Here is a 23,005-nt window from a genome sequence, read left to right as displayed (position 1 = left end):
AAAAAAATGTTTTCAAAAAATTTAACAATTAATACCAGTATATTAGCAAGTATAGTTCTATTTGCAAGTTGCAAAGAAAATAAAAATTCAGCGGATAATAAAACTTCAGCAATTACAAATTTCAGTTCATGTTCCAATATTGAATTAAACGAAAATATTGACAGTATTAAAGAATCTCTAAAAAGTATTATCACCAGTGCAGAATATGATGATTTAGATGAAGCAATTGATTGGTATTTTATAAAAAAAGATGAAAATATTTACAACTCTCATAAATTGTTAAATAAATTAGAAGAAATTTATCGAAAATATTTGCAAGAAATTAAAAATCTTGGTGAAGAAAAACACTTAAATTTTATAAAGTACAAACAAGAAATATATGATAATATAAAATTTTTGCACAATAAAGATACGTTTTTAAATTTCAGCAATCAACCTTCATTTGAAAATCTAAATAGACATGACTATTCATTTGAAAAATATTTTGCGATATATGAAACTACTTTTATTGCAAGGAAATTTTCGGATACAGTGAGTAGCCTAGCAAAGAAAAATAATATTTCATCTGATTTTTTCCCCCTTCTAGAAGATTTTCATGAGTCAAATAAAACTATTTCCTTCATGAATAAAAAAAGTTATGAAGTAAAATCTATTTCAATTTCTGACAATGAAGAAATTAAAAATATTTCCAAATTTAAACAATACTTAGCCGAAAATTATACACGTTTAAAACAATTTCGAAGCATTGATAATAATTATGATATTCATTTATTGAATGTGCATGGAACACAAGGATTAACGGCTGCCTTAGTCATTCAAACATTATTTGATTTATTTGAAAAAAGTAGCATTGATAGTAAATTTGAATTTAACAAGAATATGAGTGAATATTTAAAAGCTCATACTTATGTAAATTTAGCAAGTTTAGGTGAACAAGTAGTAAGCGATACTATTCAAACGGCAGAATTAATCAAAGCTTTTACTAAACAGAAAATAAATGCTTCTAAATTAATGACTAAAATTAGCAATATTTCATCAGTAGCTAGTTCAGTTTTAAATGTAGTAAGTGTTGGATTAAGTTTTACAGAGTTAATTAAAGCAGAAACAACAGCAGATCAAATTCAATATGGTACTCAGGTTTTCTTTGACTCTACTGGTTTGTTAATGGGTGTATCAAATTTAATTCTGTATAAAACAGGGGCTTTAACGGCTTCATCAGCTATTGGGGCTTTAGCTGTTCCATTTGCAGGATTAGCAATTGGTTTCACAGGTTTTGCAGAAGCTTCTGCAAAAGCTATTTCCCAAACCGCTGAAATAGCCGATCGTTTTAATCACTATAAAAAAGATTTTCATACAGTAGGCACTTTTACTGATTTTAGAACCACATTTAACTCACACATTGAAATAAAACCTATTAATAATTTTGCCTATAAAGACTACCACTTTATTGAGGATGAAAATGGACATTTAAAACAAAACGCAAAAAATCATGATATAGTAATTAAAGAATTAAATTTGAGAGAAAAAAATAAAGTAAAAATTACCTATGGTACACACTATCTTTATGAAACAACTAGGTGGAAAGAGTATGGTGGGACTTTTTATAACTCTCCTAATTTACATCCATTTGATGACAAGCCAACTTCTTCAAATGATAAACAGCGAGTTATTTCCTTAAATGAAGCATATTCTTTTGATTCGCAAAAAGAAATACCTTTTATAGAAAATGCACCTATTATTCTACCAATGGTACCTGAATCATATATATCATACACATTTGATTATACACCATTTATTATAAGTAAAACTGGAAAATCAGAATTCAGTGCTCTACAAGAGATTCAAGAAAAAAATTTCAAATTTATGCTAACTTTCTTTAATCCACATCCAATAGAGTATGCTATTCGTTCTATGAAATTTGATTTTCAACCAACGACTGTTCAACTCCTTCTTGGCGATAGTGATTATTCATTTTTCTCACCTATTTATCCGCAAGATTGGAAAAATAAAATTCATTATAATTTTATTAGCGGCAATGGTAGTTATTATTTAAAAATATCGAATGATTCGAATTACAGTATAAATTCAAGTCAAACGGAAAAATGGTTTATAGACGCCCAAGATACAGAAAAAAATATTAGTTTATTAGAAAATGAGCTAAAAATAGGGAAAACTTCAATCAAATTTATAGATAAAAAATTTCCAAAAGAATTAATTGTTTTAACTCACGATGGTGTATATAGAAAATTTGATCAAAATACAAATACATTTAAACTCATGATCATTGATTATAATTACAATAATGATATTAAACAGGTTATAAAAGAGAATATCAATTATCAAATTCAACCTTCTGGTTACATTGAAATTGATAATTACGATAAAGTAAAAGATAAAAAAGCATGGTTTGAAATTGATAATAATAAAATAATTGCACCAAATCCTGTGGAAAATGGAATAAGAAAATACACTAGGTATACCAGATTAAATCAAAATTTAGTAATTGTTGGGAAATCAACTAAATATTACTATTTCTATAACCCAGTGAGAAAAGAATTATATTCAATGCCCTATGAAGAAAATGCTCTTATTCATAATAATCCGTTAGATCTTGTTGATGATGAAATTAATGAATTTTATTTTGAAAATAATAATTTATATTATAAAACAAAGGAAAACATAGGAATTGCAGTTAAAGAAAATATTAAACATTTAATTTCTATCAAAGCAGCGGAGAATAACCCTCAAATTATTAAGGATATAGCCGCTGAATACAATTTAAATTTGAGCGACGAAATTCTTATTTTTAATGATAATGATATTTTTACCGGATGGTATTTAAAAAATAGTGACTCTTTTATGAGTAAAGATCTTAAAAATGAACCAACATTTTTACAAAAAATTTCTGATTTTTTTAAAAATAAAATAGGCTAAAAAGGATAAAACAAATGAATAACTCTATTAAAGCATTTCTCCTTACATCTGTGGCACTTTTTAACGTTTATTGCAGTAAAAAAACAGATAAAAACGAAAATAAAGAAAATGTAATTAAAAATTATATTCATGAAAATAAGCAATTCAAAAATGAAGAATTATCAAAAGAATATTATGATTTAAAATTGTTATCAAAAAGCATTGCTACTGATTTTTTAAAAACATATACAAAATTAGTTAATAAATACAAAATTGAAACCGATCTTTTTCCTATTCTTATTGAAAATGATGAGAGAAAATTAACCTTAATCAGCACTGAACAATTTATTACAATTGATATTAATATTGATGCTGACGAAGATTTAAATTCATTTATTCAATTGCTAAGCGTCATTCAAACTAATATTAGAAATATAAATAAATATTTTATATATTACTCTGACTATGAATTTAAACAAAAAGTAAAAAGTTCGGACTTTGAATCTATTTATATTATTAATCAAATTGTTAATGAATTTAAAAATACTAATAATTCAAACTTAAACAAATACTTATTCGCACATTTTTTAGCTGGATTTAGTCTGGTAGATTTTGATGTCGTTGATAAAAAAAACCTAATAATTCAGTTAGGAAAAAATTTAACTATTATTCCAGATGAATTAGAAACATTTACCAAAAATTTTACGGAATTTTTAGAAAAGAACTTACTTAATATAGAATTCATAAATTTTGATTTCAATGATTTTTATGCTGATAGAATAGAAAAAACAACGAATGTAAATTTTTCTCAGTTTTTTTATGATCACTCAAAAAATATTACTAATATTAAAAACTCTTTTTTCAGTAACGAAAAAACAATTTCATCATCAATTGATAGCATGCTAGATGATATAAAAGATATCGATGTTTACTATGAATTAATTAATTCTGACAGTGTCAACACAATTGAAAGTGTAAAAACTAATAGTGAGAAAATAATTAATTTTTACAATAGTTATCAAGAATTTGGAAAAAACAATATTTATCAAAAATATATTGAATTTTCTTATGCTAATTTTTATTCCAACAACTTAGTTCACCGTAGCCCAATTATAATATCAGGAGAAAAAAAATATCCTGTTCAACATGTCCCAATAAAAAAGATAGATTTATCCGATTCTAGTAAAATAAAAATTAATTTTGGAGATTATTTTGTTTATGAAACAGAAAATTGGGAAGAGTATGGCGGAGTATTTTATTCACTTCCGAGACTAACCGATTCTCCTTCAATTTCAAGTAATAAAGAAAAAACTTTTTCTTTGCTTTCAGCATTTAATTTTGATTCATCGAAAGAATTATCATACAGCAACTCAAAACCAATTTTATTACCTACTATGCCAGAAGCCTATGTTGAATATTCTTATGCAGCAGTTCCTGGTATTCACCATATTAATTCTCCAAGCTTAGAAAAACTTCGGAATATTCAACGTTCAAATAAATTTAAATTTATCTATGAATTTTTTAATTGGAAGTTTTATCAGCATGTAGTAAATGATTTTGATATTCGCTATATTCCAACAGAAATAGATGTTACATTAAGCCCTACTAAAAATATTCTTGTAGTTCCCAAAATACCATACGATCTAGCGAATAAAATTCAATATAAATTTAAAGGCAATGGTGGTGATTACTATTTAAAAATTTCTAATTATGCGGAATATCAATTTGAGGCGAATAGTAACGACAAATGGTTTATCGATGCAACTGATATTCTAGGTGAGACAACTTTCTTTGGAAATACAATTTTTATTGGGAATAAACTCCTGCATTTTGTACCAGGTAGTAAACCAAAAGAAATTGTAGTAAAGCAAAAAAATGGTGTGTATAAAATATTTGATGAAAATATAGGAAAAAACTTAATTTCTAGTTACGATTTTAGTAAACAAAACATCTCTAATATTGAAAATTTTTTAAGTGATATTTTAAATAGAAATGACCAAAAGGTAAGTTTTGTTGAGATTGAAAATTATTTAACTCGAAACAATAAAGCTTGGTTTGATACAAAAAATAATATTTTTATTAATCCATTAAATCCAAATAGAATTAATAAAAATGATTTAATAATTATTGGAAAAAATAAGAATGGTATATTTTTATATAACCCATTGGTAAGAGATTTATATTACATTTCTGAAAGTACAAATACACTAGAATTGATTGAAGCAAATATTTTAAATTTCAAATTTGATAAAGATAAGTTATATTTTATTACGGATTCTGAAGTTGTATTATGTATAAATGATAATAGTAATATAAAAATTTTCTCTTTTAATGAATCTAAAATTAAATTCGATGATTTAAAAGAAATTGCTAAAAATAAAAAATATCGATTTAATGAAAATGTATTGACTTTTGGCAATGAAAATAAATTATTAGGCTGGTACCTATCGCAATCAGAAACATTTTTTGCTAAAGAATAATATAATCATATCTTTATAGAGTTTAGGGGAATAGAAGTGTTAAGAAAAATTTATATTATATTGATTTTTGATTTCATCTTAACTCTATCTAGTTGTTATAAAGGCAATGACTATAATTATGAGCCTAGGTATTTTGCTAGTTGGTCATGTCAAAACAATTCAAGTTGCATAAATACTTTAGGTTACAACCAAGGCTCTGCAGGTGGCTTTTGCTCTTTAAATTCTTGTCAGAATTGGGTGGCAACAAATGTTAGCATCTATTCTTCTAGTCAATATACATGCTCCGAAACAGCTACTTACACAATTTATATTTTCCCTAAGGGTAACAATATTTGTCTTTAATAGTTTTTTAATTAAATTAAGAATTGTTCCAATAAAGTAAATATTTTTTTATAGTTGAAAAATTTATTGTTTTGATACGGAGCCGGATAGAATAAATAAGCAGTTTTATAAATTTAATTAAGGTAAATAATGTAAAATTACTTTATCTCCACTGCGCAGGCTGACCTGTAGATGCCAAAACTGAAAGCCAAAGAGGCTCATTAATATCTAAGTGCTTTTTACCTAATGTAACAGCTGTGAGCGGAACATGCGTAAAGTGCTCGAAAGCATAACCAATCATACAACCGGTTTTTCCTGCCATAGCAGCATGTACAGCATTTTGTCCTAATTTAGCACAAAATACAGAATCATCTGCTGAAGTGGTTTGAGAACGTAACATGTAACTGGGATCAATATACTTCAAAGTAGTTTCTATATTTCTTGTTTTAAATTCTTCAGTTATTTTTTGTTGCAAAAACTTTCCGATATCTTTTAATTTAATATTTCCACTAAGATCTTTTTGTATTTCAGAAGGAGGAAATAGATCTTGCCCAGCTCCTTCAGCTACTGCAATCGTAATATATCCTTTTTCTATAACTCTTCTAACTATAGCATTTAATAGTCCATTTTGCCCTTCGAGTACGATAGGAACTTCTGGCACAAGCACAAAATCTATGTCGTTCATTGCAACAGCCGCTGTTGCGGTTAATGCACCGCAATTACGCCCCATAATTTTTACCAAACCAATTCCATGAAAAGCGGATCGAGCCTCTGTCTGAGCGCAACGTAATGCTTCCACAGCTTTTCCTACAGCAGATTCAAACCCAAACGTTTTGCTTACCCAAAGAACGTCATTGTCTATCGTTTTAGGAATACCAATTAATGCAATAGGAACTTTTCTTCTTTTTATTTCTTCATGAATTGCATTTGCACCAGCTAGAGTGCCATCACCACCAATTGTAAATAATATATTAATGTCTCGCAGCATTAATGCATCAACAATAGATACAGGGTTTGAATGCCCTCTACCAGTTCCTAAAACACTCCCTCCTTCAAAATCAATATTTTGAACGGAAAGAGCATCTAGTCGTCTCCAACCAAAAGCAAATCTTTTTGTTAAAGGATCATGTGTAAAACCTTGGTATCCATAAGGAACTCCATAGATATTTTTTACCCGATACCTTTCAAACAAAAATGTAACTAAATTTTGTATGACATTGTTTAAACCTGGCGCTAATCCCCCACAAGTCACAATCGCGACTTTTAAATTCTCAGGATTCCAAAATATTTTTTCTCTTGGACCTGCAAGTTCAAAAGTGGGGGGTTGAAACAAAATTTTTCCATTATCAGGGCGAGATGCTTTAAGCAATCCTTCTAAAGAAATATCAACCAAAATTCTATCTTTCCCATCATCAATAAAATTTTCAGTCTGAAAGGAACCTTTTAGTGGTGACGAAACATTAGCTTGTCCAAAAGCTGGTATTAAGCTTTCGACTTGAAAAGTTTCTGGTTTAATTTCTATGCCCTTATTCATAAATAACCTCAAGCAAATGCAGCATTTTGTTCATCAAATACTTCTTTTAAAGCATCTGAAGCTAGATCTAACATCTTATTTAACTGTTCACGAGTAAATGGACGTTTTTCTGCAGTTCCTTGAACCTCCAATAATTGTCCTGTGGCAGTCATAACCACATTAAGATCGACATCTGCTTTTAAATCTTCTTGGTAATCTAGATCGACAAAAATTTGATCTTCAAAAACACCTAAAGAAATTGCAGCCACAGCATCTTTCAAAGGATTATTATTATTTCTTATTTTGTTTTGTTTAATAAGAGCTTCAATAGCCAGTTTTAGAGCAACATATCCACCCGTTATAGCGGCAGTTCTAGTCCCTCCATCAGCATGCAGAACATCACAATCGATTATAATAGTACGCTCGCCTAGTTGTTTTAAATCCACTATTGAGCGCAAAGATCTTCCAATTAGTCTTTGTATTTCTTGTGTTCTTCCTGACAAATACTGTCTTTCTCTTTTTGTACGATCTAGGGTAGAAGCTGGTAACAGAGCATATTCAGCAGTTATCCAACCTTGCCCCCGAGTTCCTCGCATCCAGTTTGGAACGGTTTCTTCCACAGTTGCAGAGCACAAAACCTTCGTTTCTCCATATTCTACCAATACAGAACCAATAGGATTTTTTAAGTATTTTGGTGTAATTTTGATAGCTCTAGGTTGAGAAGGTGAACGACCTTGAAAACGTAATATTGACATGTTTTTACCTCTATATTTGAATGAGAGCCCAAGCTGAAAGCCCTTAGAAAGATACACCTTAAAAAATTTATTAAAATATGGAAAGAATAACTTATAAAAAGTTTTTTAGAGCTCTAAAAAAGTAGTTTATTTTTTTTAGAGCAATGATTTTAGTGGCTTAAATATTTAGATCGGGAAGCTTAGATAGAGGAAATTAAATATTTCTGATATTATCAGATGATTTAATAATTTGTTCAGCAAAAATATGCCATTTTGGCTCTGTTATATTTGTTAATATTTCACTCATAATTTGATCTTCAGTATGATCATGTTTCAAACCCCATGCACAATGTCCTAACTCATGGGCTATTATTTCTGTTTTATATTTGCTGCTAAAAGAATGCCATTGAGAAATATCTATCGTAATTCGTTGGGAATAAACAATTTTTTTCGTATATTTTACAACACAAAATCCTGCTACTTTTTCTTTTCCATTTTTTCTATGAATATCACCAAATTCGATAGTAACATCATCTATTTTGCTAATTTTATTTTCGCTTACACTATATTTTCTAAGTTTTTCTTTTACATTTTCAACATAATATTTAAATTCTGTATCCACTAAAACTTGTTCCTTTTTAACATCATCAGAACTTTCTTCAGTTTTTCCGCAAGATAAAATAAGAGTTATCAAGAATAAAGAATAAAAAATATTTTTAATCATAACTACCTAAAAAAAATAAATAGAGATCAATACTAACAATAATATTGAAAATAGAAGTTAAAAATTAATATTATTTTAATCAAAAATCAATGTTTAAAATTTTAATCCAACACTAAAATTTGTAGGTATTTGAAATCCATAGATTTCTCCAGAAAAATAATTTATTCCAGTTTTAATATCTAAGAAGAAATGTTCATTAATATAGATAACAGGACCAAAATTAAACTGTAAGCCAAAACCATATAAATTTATTGAAGAATATTCATTTTGCAAAATTGCTAGCTGAGAAGTAAATGCTGTTTCAAGGGCAATTTTATCTTTAATTTCTAATAGTTGAAAAATATAACCAATCCCAATATCAAAATAATTTCCTGTTACTGTAAATTTTGCATTTTTTTCTGTCTTTTCATTAGTATAACTATTTGTAAATTCATATTTTTTTTCACTATTTAATTTTATAGGGGCATAGTTAAGAGTAACAAATAAGTTTTTATATGTTACTTTGGTATTCAGAAGCAGAATTTTACCTTCTGATAAATTGAAACTCCTTACTCCTAATTCTTTCAACCTGCCAAAATCATTTAAATATCCTAGACCTAAGGAATATTTAATATGATTTTCATCTTCAGTTAAATTATCATCATCATAATCATGAAAAGCTTGAAATGGATTAGGCATTGTAGTTGGAAATTCATGTTTTTTTTGTAGATTTTTAAACTCAATTTTTGTTTCTATCTGAGTTTCTGAAGTTACTACCTTTTTTATTTCGAACATATTACTAGGACAATCTATTGCAAAGTAGAATGGCACTCCTGCCGGAACTGTAAAATATTTATCAAATTCAACAAGATAGCCATTTAAATAATAAAAACATTGAATATTTTTCTGTACTAGTATTTTTGTCTGCTTTGCAATTTTATTTTCTTGAATTGCCAAGGACAATTTTTTAATGATACCTAAATTTAAATGCTTTTTTAGTTTACCATCTAGCTGCGAAATTTCTCTATTCATAATAACAGATTGTAATGATAAAAGATCATTATAAAAAATACCGTGGATAAATAAAAATTCATTTAAATTAGTATCAATTTTTCCAATTTTTAAATCACTTTGGACTTTTTCCTTAATAAGTTTATAGTTTATTTCTATTTTTTCTTTGTTTTCATGAATATCTTCACTAGATAAGAATTGCAAAGTTTCTTCAATTATTTCTTCGTATTTTTCAATATTTAAAGAATATGATTTTGAATTGGTAAAAAAAACCGTTCCAATTAATAAAAAAAATAGAATTTTTATCAACATAATTATCACCTTTAATAGATTTAAATTCTGTCTAAAATTTACACAGAAAAAGTTGAATATTGTCTATATTCTCTACAAAAAAATAATTCTACTGACTTTTTTTTCATTACTATTGAATATAACTATATGTAATTAATGTTTTTTTAAAACTTGGCACAGATCTTTCTAATGTAATTAATAAGTATTTTTTCTTTTCTTTTAATGAGTATTTACATGTATAAAAAAACAAATAATTTTAGTAATATAAGCATTTTTAATATCTTTATTCCTTCTATATTTTTACTTTTTCTCTTTTATTTTAGTTTTATTAGCTTTCTTGAGCAGGAAAAGTACAGATCTTTGCAACAAAATATGTCTTTAATTAAGGTTATTTATCCAGATGAAAAACCAAGTATGACTCAAGAAAATATTGAATTAGCTATGTCTTTATTTTCTATTAATAAAAATGAACATACAAATTATCCTAAACTAGTATCTGATTTAAACTTTAGAGGTTTGACAGTTGGTGAAAGTTTTTCTAAAAATCGTGAAGTATTTATTGGAAATATGGCTTTTGATAGTTGGAGTATTTTAGGTTCTACCTTGGCTCATGAAATTGAAATTCATAGCAATCAATCTTTTCTGCAAATTGAAGTATTTAATTATATAGATACACTTCGCAGAATACCAGCTATATTATTTGCTAAATCAAGTAAAAATAAAATTGGCGAAGATCTAATGATAGGTACTTATTTAGCTGAAAAAGAGGCTTATCAATACGAAATAAATTCAAAAGATCGATTTAACTTATCTAAAGATGAAGTCAAATCTATTAAGTTTACGTTAGAAAATGAATTAAATTAAATTTCATAATAAATATATAAATATTAAAAAACATAATCAGGATTTTGTATAAATTCACTATTATTTCTATAGACATCTTCAGCAAACTGCTCTTTAGATCCATGAAAATGTAAATTTACATACGCATCAATTTCAGCATCGGTTTTGGTTAGTATATTATTTCTAGTGCAAAATGTGTTTGGATACCAGCCTATTATAGCTTCTTTAGGAATATATGTAACATTAACTTCATTTGCAAAATCATGAACATGAAATGGATAATTTTTAACTACAATACTATCGAAGTCATAAGCAGTATTCAAAGCACCAATTTTAGCAGTATTTATAACATACATTGGTCCACCTGAAGTAATACAATAACCTATTGCTTTAGATAAATTTTTCGCCGTTGAAACTCCACTTCTTCCAGATGCTCCTTTACTGGCCCCAATTCCTTGTGCTTCAAGGAGGTTCAAAGGGATATCTAATTTATTTTGACTTTTGAAACCTGTGTCTGCTTTTATAATTGTATAGTCTCTTGTTTCTGACCTAAACACTATACCCGTGTAGCTATATAGCGTAACATCATCGCCTGAAATATCCTTAACCATTGGTGTAATTGTATCAATTTTACCTTTTGAATCAAAAACTGAACTTTTGATAATCAAAAACAAAGATTCCATTGTATCATGGGTTATATTAGGTTTTTCCTCTGGTTTATTTTGATTATTATTGGATTCACTTTTTTTGCCAGAATTGTTTGTACAAGAAACGAGGGCTAAAATAGCTGAAAATATTGACATTTTACAGATTAATTTATATATTTTTTTCATTTCAATCCTCTGATAAATTTTAATATAAAACTTTATAGATACATGTTACTTATTTAAATTAAAAAAGATTCTTATTTTAAATTAACTATGTTAATTTAATAGGAACAATTAATATCAAAATTATTTATTAAAAGTCAATAAAAATAATATTATTTTAATCTAATTTTAATTTACTTTTTTTCTAAATTATACTTTTCGCACTTCATTATTAGACTTGCTCTACTAATTCCAAGCGTTATTGCCGCTTTACTTTTATTCCAATTTAGCTTTTCTAAATGAGCTAAAATCATTTCTTTTTCTAATTTTTCTATAGCGTCTTTTAAGTTACTTTGTTTGTCTATATTATGAAAATTTTCTTCTTTTTCATCTGCGCCAAAAATTCTTTCTGATAGAAGTTCTTCTGATATTTCTATATTTTCACCAGATAAAACGCACAATCTTTCTACTTCATTTTCAAGTTCTCTGACATTTCCAGGCCAAAGATATTTTTCCATTCTTTGTAAACAAAAAGATGAAATTTTTTTAATTTGTACATTGTTACTTTTTGCATAGTTTTCAAGAAATTTTTTTACTAATAAAGGAATATCTTCAGAACGTTCTCGTAAAGCTGGCAATTTAACATTTATAACATTAAGACGATAATATAAATCTTCTCTGAATGTTCCATTTTTCACCATTTGTTCTAAGTTTTTATTAGTTGCAGCTAATATTCTAACATCAACTTTTTTCTGTTCTGAGCCACCCACAGGAATAAAAGTACCTTCCTGCAGCAGCCTTAATAATTTTACCTGCATAGTAGAAGAAGTATCACCAATTTCATCAAGAAAAAGTGTTCCTTTATCAGCCAGCTCAAATAAACCTTTTTTATCTTTAATAGCATTCGTAAAAGATCCTTTTACATGTCCAAATAACTCAGACTCAAGCAAATTATCATTTAAAGCCCCACAATTCTGAACTATAAAGTTTTTATTTTTCCTTTTTGAATTAACGTGAATTGCTTTAGCAATTCCTTCTTTACCAGTGCCATTTTCACCAGTAATTAAAATAGTTGCTTCACTTTCACTTACTTTTCCTAGTAAATTAAATACATCTTGCATTGCTTTACTTTTTCCAACTATATTTTCAAAATTCCAATCTCTTTTTAAGCTTGAATTTATTGCATTTAATTCTTCTTGATTATCTGATATCGATTTTCTTAATTGTAGAATTTCATCCAAAACTAATTGAAGAAGCTCTTCTAAATATCCAACTTCTTTCATAGATAAAATAGGTAATGTACTTATATATTCTTCTACTTCTAATGCGCTTTTATTTGGTGTTTTTTGCAAATATTTTCTTAATTTTTCTTTTTGTTCATTAACTGTTTCTTCAATAATAAATCCATCAGCAAAAATACATCCTAAATATTTTTCTTCAATTTTTAATGGCAAAGAAATAGTACTAAATCCTGCATGACATGTAGAAATTAATTGTTCATTTGCTTCTTCTGATTCTATAGTTGTTACTCTAGCAACTTTTACACAGTCCTTAAAAGTCTCATTATTTTCTGTGATAAGTTTGCAAATTGGATTTTTTGGATTAAAAAATCGCCCCTGCGGAACTCCTCGCAAATACCCTTTTTCATCAGTAAAATTGAGCTGAATATTCCACCAGTTACCGATAATCTGTCTTAATTTAGTAACAATATTAAGGTTTTCAAAATGATCAAAATTGAGTTCAACTTCATCGCTCACAAATTTACTCCGATGTCATAAAACTTATATCTTTTTGTAATCATTTCGGCTAATAGTGAAAAAACTTTATGCAAATTGAAAAAAAAATAAACAGTTGTAAAAATACCAAAAAGAAAATTCCCAATATTGACTTGACTCCAAATATTTTTCTGAGCATACTTGCTACAGCCTCTAGTAGTTTTTGTTGAATAATATGGCAGAACCTACAAATAATGTAATAGGAAGCTAACGGTTTTTTGGTGTGCACGCCCTCCGACATAGTGCGATTGAGGGAAGCCTAAAAGAAAATCACAAAGCTACCACTTTTTTGGAAGTGGGTTTCTCCTATCTTAGAAAATTACAAGAGGCCTCTTTTTTTCTTCCAATTTTATCCCTACCATACTACATTTCTTTTGTTTTTCTAAAATAAAATTATTTTCTCTTGGAGTTCAGCTCATGCAGAATGAATTTTTTGGAGTCGCCAACATAAATGGCAAAATTTGCCCACTAAATGAAGCTAAAATTTCTATTTCCGATCGCGGTTTTTTATTTGGGCATTCTATCTTTGAAACTATTCTTATAAAAAATGGAATAATAACTCACTGGGATGAACACTTTAGTCGATTACTATCAAGCTGCAAGGAAGCATTTATTCTTCCTCCCGATAAAGAAACACTTCTTTTAAATGTAAAAGAAACGATTCAGAAAAATATTCAAGAATCTGGTTTAATAAGTGATAAATGTCAACTTAGAATTATAATCTCAGGGGGAAACTCTTTTGATTTATCAATCAAAAAAACATCTCATAGTTTACCTAATTCAAATTTTATAATTATTTGCAGAAATGTAACAGGCCCAAGTCAAGATCAATATAAAAATGGTATATCATTAATGTGTATTAAAGATTTGCGATCACAAGGATTGATAGATATTAAATCATGCTCATATTTATATAATTTAATTGCTTTAGAAAATGCAAAAAATTCTGGCTTTGATGACGCATTATTTTACAATGCAGAAAATAATATTTCCGAGTCAACTACTGCAAATTTTATTTGGTTTAACAAAGAACTAACAGTTTACTCTGCTCCTTTTAAAGGCCAATGTTTAGCTGGTGTTACTTTAAATCAATTAATTGTTGGTTTAAAAAAAATGAAAATACCATTTGACTGGAGCATGTTGAATCGGGCAAATATGAGCGGTGTAAAAGGTTGTGGAATTATTTCCTCAATACGTGGGATTGTTCCTATTAAAAAAATTGATGAACATGAATTCGATGTCCATGCTTACCACGACTTTTTTTTGAAATTAAATCAAGCTATATCCAATCAATAAGGTAATTAAATGCGGGTCATTGCAGGAAAATATAAGCGTAGAAACCTCTCAACTTTAACAGGAAGTGATATTACCCGCCCCACAGCCGATAGAGTGAAAGAAAGTCTATTCAATATTATTTCTGATTCTATTGAAAATTCAATTGTTCTTGATCTTTTTGCAGGAAGTGGTGCTTTAGGTATTGAAGCTTTAAGTAGGGGAGCAAAAAAAGCAGTTTTTGTAGAAAAAAACCCTCAAGCTTTTAAAATAATTCAACAAAACCTACATCAACTCCAAATTCCTAGTGAAAATTTCCAACTCGTCAACAATGATGCTTCTTTGTTTCTTAAAAATACTATAGAAAAAGAAAAATTCGACATAATTTTTATTGATCCTCCTTATTTATCAAAATGGTACGAAAATGCCTTGCAAGAACTAGATGTCGCAAATATTTGTAATCAATTTTGCACTGTCATTTTTGAAATGCCTCTCCTTCTAAAAATTCAATTACAATCCAATTCACAGGATTGGGCGAAAGTTGATGAAAGAAAATATGGAAAAACCAAAATTGAAATTTGGCAGAAAGGGCAGTCTGAATGAAAAAAAGTAACATATTGAAAATTATTTCAATTTCTTGTGTAGTAGGTTTATTTTCTAGTTGTATGACATCATCAAATTCATCTGACAGCATCAAATATATTACGATGGGAAACAAATATGCTGAAAAAGGAGACTTTTCTCGTTCAGCGGAACAGTATAGAACAGCTTTAAAAATTGAACCTAATTCTGCTACAGCCAAAAGAAATCTGGGATTAGTTTTAGTTAAAATTAATAAGTTCAAAGAAGCCTTATCATTATTAACTGAAGTTGCTCCCAATTATCCAAAGGATTCTGAATTACTTTATTTTCTTGGAGAAGCGTACAGAGGGGTAGGATTTGAAAAAGAATCGATAAAAGCTTATCAAAATGCATTAAATATCAATCCAAATGATTTGCGAGTAATTAAGTCCATCAGCTGGGTTTATTTAAAAACTGGAAAATATGATTCTGCTGAGAGGATGATAAAAAAGAGTTATGAGAAAAATCCTCTCGATCTCCAATTAATGCTAATTATGACTAGTATTGATGTAAAAAAGGAAAGATACACAAAAGCAATAAAAGAAATGGAAGAGTTTGAAAAATCTGAATTCAAAATTGTTAGCAGAGATCAAACAACAGCTGAAACAGAAAAAATCTTATTATTAAATGTTTTAGGGAATGCTTATGCCGGCATAAATGATTGCATAAAAGCACAGAAAATCTTTGACATAGTTTTAAAATCTAGACCTTTTTTAGCCCCAACACTTACCGATTCAGCAAAATGTGATCTAAAAGCAAATAATACCATTCAAGCTAAGGGAAAATTAGAAAAAGCTTATTCTTCTGAGCCAGATTATCCAGAAGCCCTTTATCTCCTAGGCAAAATTTACAGCTCAAATAATCCAAAAAAAGCAGCATTTTATTACAAAAAGTTTATAGAAATAAGTTCAGATGATAAAAACTATGAAAACGAAAGCAAAGAAGCTCAAGACACTTTGACTCAGCTAGAAGCTAAAAACTTGGACGGTTCGAAGAAATCTGATTGACGCACGTTTCAGATTGGTTAACTATAGTAATTGAAATCCCTCTAAACTAGAAGAGGGAAAGGTTTAAAATCTATTTTTAGTCTAATTTATGAAAGGTATTTCTAAGATGAAACTCTCCTCAGAACAACTTGAGCGACTAGCTGAACGAGTTTTTAAAGTATTAAAGTGTTCTGGACATATCGAACTAGACTATGATACCGAAGAACGCATAGAAGAAAAAGTTATAGAGCAAATTACAAACGTTTTAGAAGATGATTCTCGCACTGAAGACAGACTTTCAAGGGAAGCAGAGCGTTTAGTGCAACAACAAAGCCAAATAGCTAAATCATCTGGCAAAAGCTATGAAAACCTTGTTGATGAAGTTAAAATCCGTTTGGCTAAATCGAAACGGGTCATCCTCGGTGATGATCCTGAACGAGCTGATTCTCTAGCAGAAAAAGTACTAAAAGCGATTTGGAAAATCGACAGTATTGACTTTTATAGCGAAGATATGAAAGTTCAAAATTGTATTGCGCGAGCAATACACCGTTTTCGCATTGAAGACGACCGAATCATTGAAGCGGTCGAAAAAATCGTCAATAAGAAAAGCGGAGAAGAACCATACAGTCATGCTTGGTGCATAGCGTATGATAAGTGTTATAATGAAGTCCGCCAACGCATTGCAGCAAATCAAAAGTCTTCTGACGAATCTCCTTCAATGGGTGGCTGACTCTTTAAAAGAGAGAACTTAACCAGTGCAACAGTCTTCTGACGAATTTGTCCATCTTCATATCCATTCCGAATATTCAATTCTTGATGGTTCGATAAAACTAAAAAAACTAATTAAAGAATTAAGTAAACGAGGGGCGAGGGCTGCTGCTTTAACCGATCATGATGGTATGCACGGTGTTCTAGAGTTTTATCTTGCTTGTCAAAATGAAAAAATAAATGGCATTATAGGCTATGAAGCAAATATTGAATCTGCTTTTATGGCTGATAAAAAACAAATTTCCCATTTAATTCTTTTAGCAGAAAATAATACTGGATATGCAAATTTAATAAAGCTTTGCACAATTGCAAACACGTCTGGTAAAGATGCTATATTCTCTAATTCAACTTCAATTAATTGGTCTGAGCTAGAAAAATATTCCGAAGGATTAATATGTTTAACTAGCTGTTTAAAAGGAGAACTTGCTCAGCATGTTCTTGCTGAAAACTATGATCTAGCTGATTCATATTTAAATAAATTAATTAACATATTTGGTCAAAATAATCTTTTTGTTGAACTCATAGATAATGGACTTGAGGAACAAAAAATAATTATTGATAGACTTGTGGCAATAGCTAATAAAAATAATTTAAATATTGTTGCAACCGCTGATGTTCATTATTTAAATAAAAAAGACAAAGAAACACATTTGTCATTACTTGCAATTAAAAATAAATTACAGAAGTCTGATGTTCGAGGAATGCCAAGTCATATAGATTTTCATTTAACTACTGTTGAAGAAATGAAAGAAAAGTTTGGAAAATATCCTACAGCATTAAGTAACACTGTTAAAATAGCAGAACGCTGCAACGTAAAAATTGATACAAAAAGTATTTTTATGCCTGATTATCGGCAGAGAGAAAACGAATCCTCAGATGAATGTTTAATTCGTTTATCTAGAGAAGGTTTGGAGTTACGCAAAAGTTCAGTCCAAGTTTGGATGGGTACACTTTTTACTGATGAAATTTGGGAAGATTATAAAAAACGTTTAGAATATGAGCTCTCAGTTATCTTAAAAATGAAATTTTCAGGCTATTTTTTAATCGTTCAAGACTTTATCAATTGGGCAAAAGAACAAAATATTCCTGTCGGACCAGGAAGAGGTTCTGCGGCAGGAAGTTTAGTTACGTATGCGTTACGAATTACAAATATCGATCCTATCCGCTTTAACTTACTGTTTGAGCGTTTCCTAAATCCTGAGCGTATTTCCATGCCTGATATTGATACTGACTTTTGTCAAGATAGACGTGGTGATGTTTTAAATTATGTCTATCAAAAATACGGCAATAGAGCAGTTTCTCAAATTGTTACTTTTGGTCGAATGATGGCGAAAAACGCCATTAAAAATTTGGCAAGGATTAATGGCTGGTCTTTTCATGACAGCAATGAATTTGCAAAATTAATTCCTGAATCTCCCGGTATAACCCTTGAACAAGCCTTTCAGGAAGAAGAAAAAATTCGCCTCAAAGTAGAAAATGAAGAAAAAACAAAATCGCTTTGGGAAGGAGCTTTAGAAGTAGAAGGTACTTTAAGCTCTTTAGGAATTCATGCTGCTGGAGTAATTATTTCGGATAGAGCATTAGATGAACGCTGTCCTTTGCTAGAATCGGAAGGTCAATTATTAACACAGTTTGAAAACAAATACGCCGAAAAAATAGGTCTCATAAAATTTGACTTTTTAGGCTTAAAAACCTTAACAGTAATTGATAATGCTGTAAAACTAATAAGAAAAAGAAAAAAGACTGATCTGGATATTGAGTATATCGATTTAGACGACAAAAAAGTTTATGAAATGATCTCTACAGCCCACGTAACAGGGATATTTCAGCTTGAGTCTACAGGTATGCGTAAACTTATTGCAGATCTAAAACCCACTTGTTTTACTGATATTATTGCCGTGCTCGCATTATTTCGTCCAGGCCCTCTGGGCTCAGGGATGGTTGAAGATTTTGTGAAAAGAAAGCATGGAGAAACACAAGTAGAATATCCATTTCCAGAACTAGAACCCATATTAAGTGACACTTATGGAGTTATAGTCTACCAAGAACAAGTACAAAAAATTGCTGCTGTCTTAGCAAATTACTCACTTGGTGAAGCTGACTTATTACGTAGAGCCATGGGTAAAAAAGATAAAAATGAAATGGAAAGACAAAAAAGTCGTTTCGTTTCCGGAGCTACAGAAAATAAACATGACCCGCAAAAATCAGCCGAACTTTTTGATCTGATGGCAAAATTTGCTGAATACGGGTTCAACAAAAGTCATACGGCGGCTTATGGCTGGGTAACTTATCAAACGGCATGGTTGAAAACCTATTACCCCACTGAATTTATGACTGCAATCATGTCCTGCGATTTAGACAATACCGATAAAATTGTTGGATACGTTCGCGATTGCAAACGCATGAAAATAAAAATTCTTCCCCCGTGTGTGAATCATTCCCGTTTTGAATTTAGTATTCCTGCTGAAAACATCATTCAGTTTGGATTAGGAGCAGTCAAAGGATTAGGTTCGGGAATTATAAACATGATCGTAAATGAAAGAGAAGCTCATGGAGAATTCTCTACTGTTCCAGAATTTATTGCTAGGCTAGATGCAAGAAAACTAAATAAAAAAGTGATGGAAAGTTTAATTAAAGCTGGCGCATTTGATGCTATAGCTTCCAATCGTGCAGAACTCTTAGCTAATTCAGATAGTTGGCTAAGAACTATTGCAAAAGAAGCAGAAAGAGATGAATCTACAGGCTATGATATTTTTGGCGTTTTTTCTAATACAAGCCAACAAAATTCTGCATCTTTAGAGAATAATAAAGAAAAAATTGAAACTAAAAAGTCAAAATATTCTTTTGACTTTGCACCAACCCGTTTGCCAACCTTAATTAAAACTGAAGCTTGTTCAAAGAAAATATTAAATCACTTATTGTCTGTTCAATTGAAAAAAACAAAACCTTGGAATTATCTTGATCAACTAAACAATGAATTTTCCACATTAGGTTTTTACATGTCTGGGCACCCTGCAGATTTATTGCGTGCTGATATTAAAGAAATAACTGAAATTTCCTTAGATCAAACAGCTATTCATTTAGAACCTGATAATGTACCAGATTATAAAAGAAAAATTGTTAAAGTAGCAGGTATAGTAACCATGCTTCTAGAGAAAAAAAATAAAGAAGGAAATCCTTTTTTAGTCTTAAAAATTGAAGATGGGTTTGGCGAATTAGAAGTTACTTTATTTAATAAACAATTTACAGCTATGCAAGAACCTATAAAACTTAATGAAGCAATTATCATAGAATGCAAATTAAAAAAAGGCATTGAAGAAGGAAGTGTCAAAGGAATTGTGCAAAGCATAGAACGAATTTCAAACAAACGCATTGAATTAATCCAAGGTATTGTTCTAAAAACAGAAGAAAAATTTCTAAAAGAACCTGAAAATTTAATTTTACTAGAAAAAATACTGAAACAGTTCAAAGGACAAACTTTATTATTTATGAAAATAGAAGTGCCAGATAGAAATGTTATTATAAAAGCAAAATTAGGAAATCATTCTATTATACCTACAGATCAATTTATTCTTACAATAGAAAATACTTGGCCAGGAATTTTAAAAGTAGATCGCATTTATCAAAAACACGTTATTAATTAAAATATTCGATAGTATTGTATTATTATTATTTCCAAAGTATCATATTTATAGAAACAAATAAAAGTTTACTTTTATAAAGATAAAAAGGAGATAAATATGCAAAAATTAAAAATAATTAATTTTAACAACATTAAATTGACTTTAATAACGTTTAGCTTGTTTTTTACTCAACTCCATGCAAAAGAAATTACCTTATGTCACGAAGATAATGACTCTTTCCCTTGGATTTTAGCTAATGAAAAAGGCTTAAGTCATATCGAATTAAGACTTGTCGAAAAAAAATTGCCAGATCTTAAATTCAAAATCCAAGCAATGCCTTGGAAGAGATGTTTAGAAGAATTAAAAGAAAACAAATTTGATGGAGCATTTGCTGCTAGCTATAAAGCAGACAGGTTACAAAATGGAACTTATCCAGGTATTCCTGTGAACGCAAAAGAAGGCGTTCCTGACGAATCAAAAAGGCTGCATATTTCCGAATATGCTTTGTATGTAAAAAAAGGTTCCGCAATAATATGGGATGGGAAAAAAATTACTGGAGCAAAAAAAGTAGGAGCACAAAGTGGATTTTCAATATTGGAATTATTAAAGAAACAAAAGGAAGAAAAAAATATTGAATTTCTTGACGATTCAGCAAAAAATTCAGTGGCCTTACTAACAAAAGTGGCAAACGGCAATTTAGACGCCGCTGCTGTCATAGTTATGCAAGCAGAACATGCAATTAAGTCAAACAAAGAACTGTCTGCACTTGAGAAAATTAATCCTCCCTTAGAGAAAAAACCGTATTTTTTAATCCTCTCGCATAAATTTGTTACAGACAATGCAGAACAAGCAAAAAAAATATGGGATTCAGTTGCTGCAGTAAGAGAATCAGCTGAATTTAAAAATAAAATGAAAGAAGCTTTTAAGTAGAACTTTTTTCCAACAATTTTTTAGCTATATCATTCCCGGCTAACCAGCTTCCTGTCCATGCATTTTGAAAATTAAACCCGCCAGTAATTCCGTCTACATCAAGAATTTCTCCAGCAAAATACAATCCTTTAACAAGTTTACTTTCCAGTGTACGAAAATCTATTTCTTCTCGGCTAACTCCTCCTGCTGTAACAAATTCTTCTTTAAAAACTCCTTTTCCATTAACAAATAATTTTGTTGCAGTTACTGCTTTTGCAATATCCATAATACTTTTTTTATTTAAATCCGCATATATTAAGTTTTCATCTATATTTAAATAAAGTAATAATGAATCCCAAAATCTTTTGCTAAATGAAAAAGGGTTTTCGTTCACTATTTTCTTTTTGGGATGAATTTTCTTAATTTTTTCAATATTTAAAATGGCTTTTTCGAAAGAAAGACCTTGTTCCCAATTAACAATTAATTCAGCTTTATAATTTGTCTGAAAAAGTTCTCTTGCAGCAAATGCTGATAATTTTAATACGGCAGGTCCACTAAGCCCCCAATGCGTTATTAAACAAGGCCCTTTCTGGTGAAAAACTTTTTCACCTACTTTTAAATCCAACTGCACATTTTGAAAACTTGTTCCAGATAATTCTTTAATTAAAGGATTTGAAATTTCAAAAGTAAATAGTGATGGAACAGGAGAAACTAAATTATGTCCCAATATTTCAGCTAATTTTACTCCAAAAGGAGCGCTACCAGTTGCAATTAAGATTTTTTTACTAATAAATTTATCTCCAGATTTTGTTTCAAGGAAAAATAAATCTGAGGCATTTTTTTTAATATCAACCACAAGAGAATTTTTCTTAAGCGAAATAGATAATTGACTTGCAGTTCTTTCTAAACAATCAATAATTGTTTGAGAGTTATTTGAAGTTGGAAACATTCTTCCATCATCTTCGGCTTTTAAAGTAACACCATGTTCAGCAAACCAATTTACCGTATCTTTTGGCTGGAATTTATGAAAAGGTCCTAAGAGTTCTTTTTGCCCTCTTGGATAATTTTGGACTAATAATTTGGCTTCAAATTGATGATGGGTAACATTACAACGCCCACCGCCAGATACTTTTACTTTGGTTAAAACCCTATTAGTAGCTTCTAAGATCAAAATCTTAGGTTTTGGGTCAGACTCGCATTTTTCAGCGCAGGAAATAGCTCCAAAAAAACCAGCTGCCCCACCACCAATTACAATTAAATCAAACTCTTGCATGATGCTCCTTCGAAGACGAATTAGAAACCCTCAATACTTAAAATATATTCATACCAAGAGCGAAGAAAAAAACCTATATTTTTTAACTATTTGAAATTATTAAAATAAATACAAAATAAAGTTAAGCAAAGCAATCAACCAACAAAAATAATTTATTTCA

The 23,005-nt window shown here is 29.4% G+C and carries 17 protein-coding genes and 1 other RNA gene; 11 read left to right on the top strand and 7 right to left on the bottom strand.

Features of this window, described 5'->3' with window-relative positions:
• Positions 1–6: 6 nt before the first annotated feature.
• From QEJ31_RS10115 to QEJ31_RS10105, 3 genes are read left to right on the top strand one after another with little or no spacing between them, the layout of a single operon-like run.
• On the top strand, positions 7–2,934 hold the full coding sequence (locus QEJ31_RS10115) for a TcdA/TcdB pore-forming domain-containing protein (RefSeq protein WP_280589809.1): 2,928 nt from the start codon (positions 7–9) through the stop codon (positions 2,932–2,934).
• Positions 2,935–2,948: 14 nt separating this feature from the next.
• Positions 2,949–5,393: a TcdA/TcdB pore-forming domain-containing protein gene (locus QEJ31_RS10110; RefSeq protein ID WP_280589807.1), complete on the top strand. Its 2,445-nt coding sequence runs from the start codon at positions 2,949–2,951 to the stop codon at positions 5,391–5,393.
• A 36-nt stretch (positions 5,394–5,429) separates the two neighbouring features.
• Positions 5,430–5,735 (top strand): hypothetical protein, encoded by a 306-nt coding sequence (locus tag QEJ31_RS10105; protein WP_280589805.1) that lies wholly within the window; start codon positions 5,430–5,432, stop codon positions 5,733–5,735.
• Positions 5,736–5,877: 142 nt separating this feature from the next.
• On the opposite strand, the gene QEJ31_RS10100 is transcribed toward QEJ31_RS10105, so the two are convergent.
• From QEJ31_RS10100 to QEJ31_RS10085, 4 genes are all read right to left on the bottom strand, one after another.
• Positions 5,878–7,248 (bottom strand): ATP-dependent 6-phosphofructokinase, encoded by a 1,371-nt coding sequence (locus QEJ31_RS10100; protein ID WP_280589803.1) that lies wholly within the window; start codon positions 7,246–7,248, stop codon positions 5,878–5,880.
• Positions 7,249–7,256: 8 nt separating this feature from the next.
• Positions 7,257–7,982, bottom strand: a complete 726-nt coding sequence (gene rph / locus QEJ31_RS10095; RefSeq protein ID WP_280589801.1) for a ribonuclease PH — start codon at positions 7,980–7,982, stop codon at positions 7,257–7,259.
• A gap of 193 nt (positions 7,983–8,175) precedes the next feature.
• Complete coding sequence (locus QEJ31_RS10090) at positions 8,176–8,685, bottom strand: hypothetical protein (protein ID WP_280589799.1); 510 nt, start codon at positions 8,683–8,685, stop codon at positions 8,176–8,178.
• Between the two features lie 93 nt (positions 8,686–8,778).
• On the bottom strand, positions 8,779–9,987 hold the full coding sequence (locus tag QEJ31_RS10085; protein WP_280589797.1) for a hypothetical protein: 1,209 nt from the start codon (positions 9,985–9,987) through the stop codon (positions 8,779–8,781).
• A gap of 213 nt (positions 9,988–10,200) precedes the next feature.
• Here QEJ31_RS10085 and QEJ31_RS10080 point away from each other — a divergent pair, with 213 nt between their 5' ends.
• Positions 10,201–10,830 carry a hypothetical protein gene (locus tag QEJ31_RS10080; RefSeq protein WP_280589795.1) on the top strand — a complete coding sequence of 210 codons (630 nt, stop codon included), beginning with the start codon at positions 10,201–10,203 and terminating at the stop codon, positions 10,828–10,830.
• 23 nt (positions 10,831–10,853) lie between these two features.
• Here QEJ31_RS10080 and QEJ31_RS10075 read toward each other — a convergent pair whose 3' ends face one another.
• Together QEJ31_RS10075 and QEJ31_RS10070 are read right to left on the bottom strand one after the other, a co-directional pair.
• The gene (locus tag QEJ31_RS10075) at positions 10,854–11,642 is read right to left on the bottom strand and encodes a hypothetical protein (RefSeq protein WP_280589794.1); all 789 of its coding nucleotides are present in this window, start codon (positions 11,640–11,642) and stop codon (positions 10,854–10,856) included.
• A gap of 170 nt (positions 11,643–11,812) precedes the next feature.
• The gene (locus QEJ31_RS10070; protein WP_280589792.1) at positions 11,813–13,375 is read right to left on the bottom strand and encodes a sigma 54-interacting transcriptional regulator; all 1,563 of its coding nucleotides are present in this window, start codon (positions 13,373–13,375) and stop codon (positions 11,813–11,815) included.
• A gap of 163 nt (positions 13,376–13,538) precedes the next feature.
• Here QEJ31_RS10070 and ssrS point away from each other — a divergent pair.
• The 7 genes from ssrS (at position 13,539) to QEJ31_RS10035 (ending at position 21,593) form a co-directional block, all read left to right on the top strand.
• Positions 13,539–13,728: non-coding RNA, 6S RNA (gene ssrS / locus QEJ31_RS10065), on the top strand.
• 82 nt (positions 13,729–13,810) lie between these two features.
• Positions 13,811–14,689 (top strand): aminotransferase class IV, encoded by an 879-nt coding sequence (locus QEJ31_RS10060; RefSeq protein WP_280589790.1) that lies wholly within the window; start codon positions 13,811–13,813, stop codon positions 14,687–14,689.
• Positions 14,690–14,698: 9 nt separating this feature from the next.
• Positions 14,699–15,268, top strand: coding sequence for a 16S rRNA (guanine(966)-N(2))-methyltransferase RsmD (gene rsmD, locus QEJ31_RS10055; RefSeq protein WP_280589788.1), 570 nt, complete (start codon positions 14,699–14,701; stop codon positions 15,266–15,268).
• Positions 15,265–16,293, top strand: a complete 1,029-nt coding sequence (locus QEJ31_RS10050; protein ID WP_280589786.1) for a tetratricopeptide repeat protein — start codon at positions 15,265–15,267, stop codon at positions 16,291–16,293. The genes rsmD and QEJ31_RS10050 overlap by 4 nt, the downstream gene beginning before the upstream one ends.
• Before the next feature lie 106 nt (positions 16,294–16,399).
• Positions 16,400–17,002: a DUF507 family protein gene (locus tag QEJ31_RS10045; RefSeq protein WP_280589784.1), complete on the top strand. Its 603-nt coding sequence runs from the start codon at positions 16,400–16,402 to the stop codon at positions 17,000–17,002.
• A gap of 25 nt (positions 17,003–17,027) precedes the next feature.
• A complete protein-coding gene (gene dnaE / locus QEJ31_RS10040) occupies positions 17,028–20,684 on the top strand; it encodes a DNA polymerase III subunit alpha (protein ID WP_280589782.1) in 3,657 nt (1,218 codons plus the stop codon).
• 96 nt (positions 20,685–20,780) lie between these two features.
• Positions 20,781–21,593, top strand: coding sequence for a transporter substrate-binding domain-containing protein (locus tag QEJ31_RS10035; RefSeq protein ID WP_280589780.1), 813 nt, complete (start codon positions 20,781–20,783; stop codon positions 21,591–21,593).
• On the opposite strand, the gene QEJ31_RS10030 is transcribed toward QEJ31_RS10035, so the two are convergent.
• Entirely contained in the window at positions 21,586–22,845 is a 1,260-nt protein-coding gene (locus QEJ31_RS10030) for an NAD(P)/FAD-dependent oxidoreductase (protein ID WP_280589778.1), read from the bottom strand. The two genes, QEJ31_RS10035 and QEJ31_RS10030, sit on opposite strands and share 8 nt — an antisense overlap.
• Between the last annotated feature and the right edge of the window lie 160 nt (positions 22,846–23,005).

The sequence above is a fragment of the Pigmentibacter sp. JX0631 genome (genome assembly GCF_029873255.1).
Lineage (GTDB): Bacteria > Bdellovibrionota_B > Oligoflexia > Silvanigrellales > Silvanigrellaceae > Silvanigrella.
The sequence above is the reverse complement of the archived record's forward strand: the minus strand, read 5'-3'. Positions and strand labels throughout refer to the sequence as shown.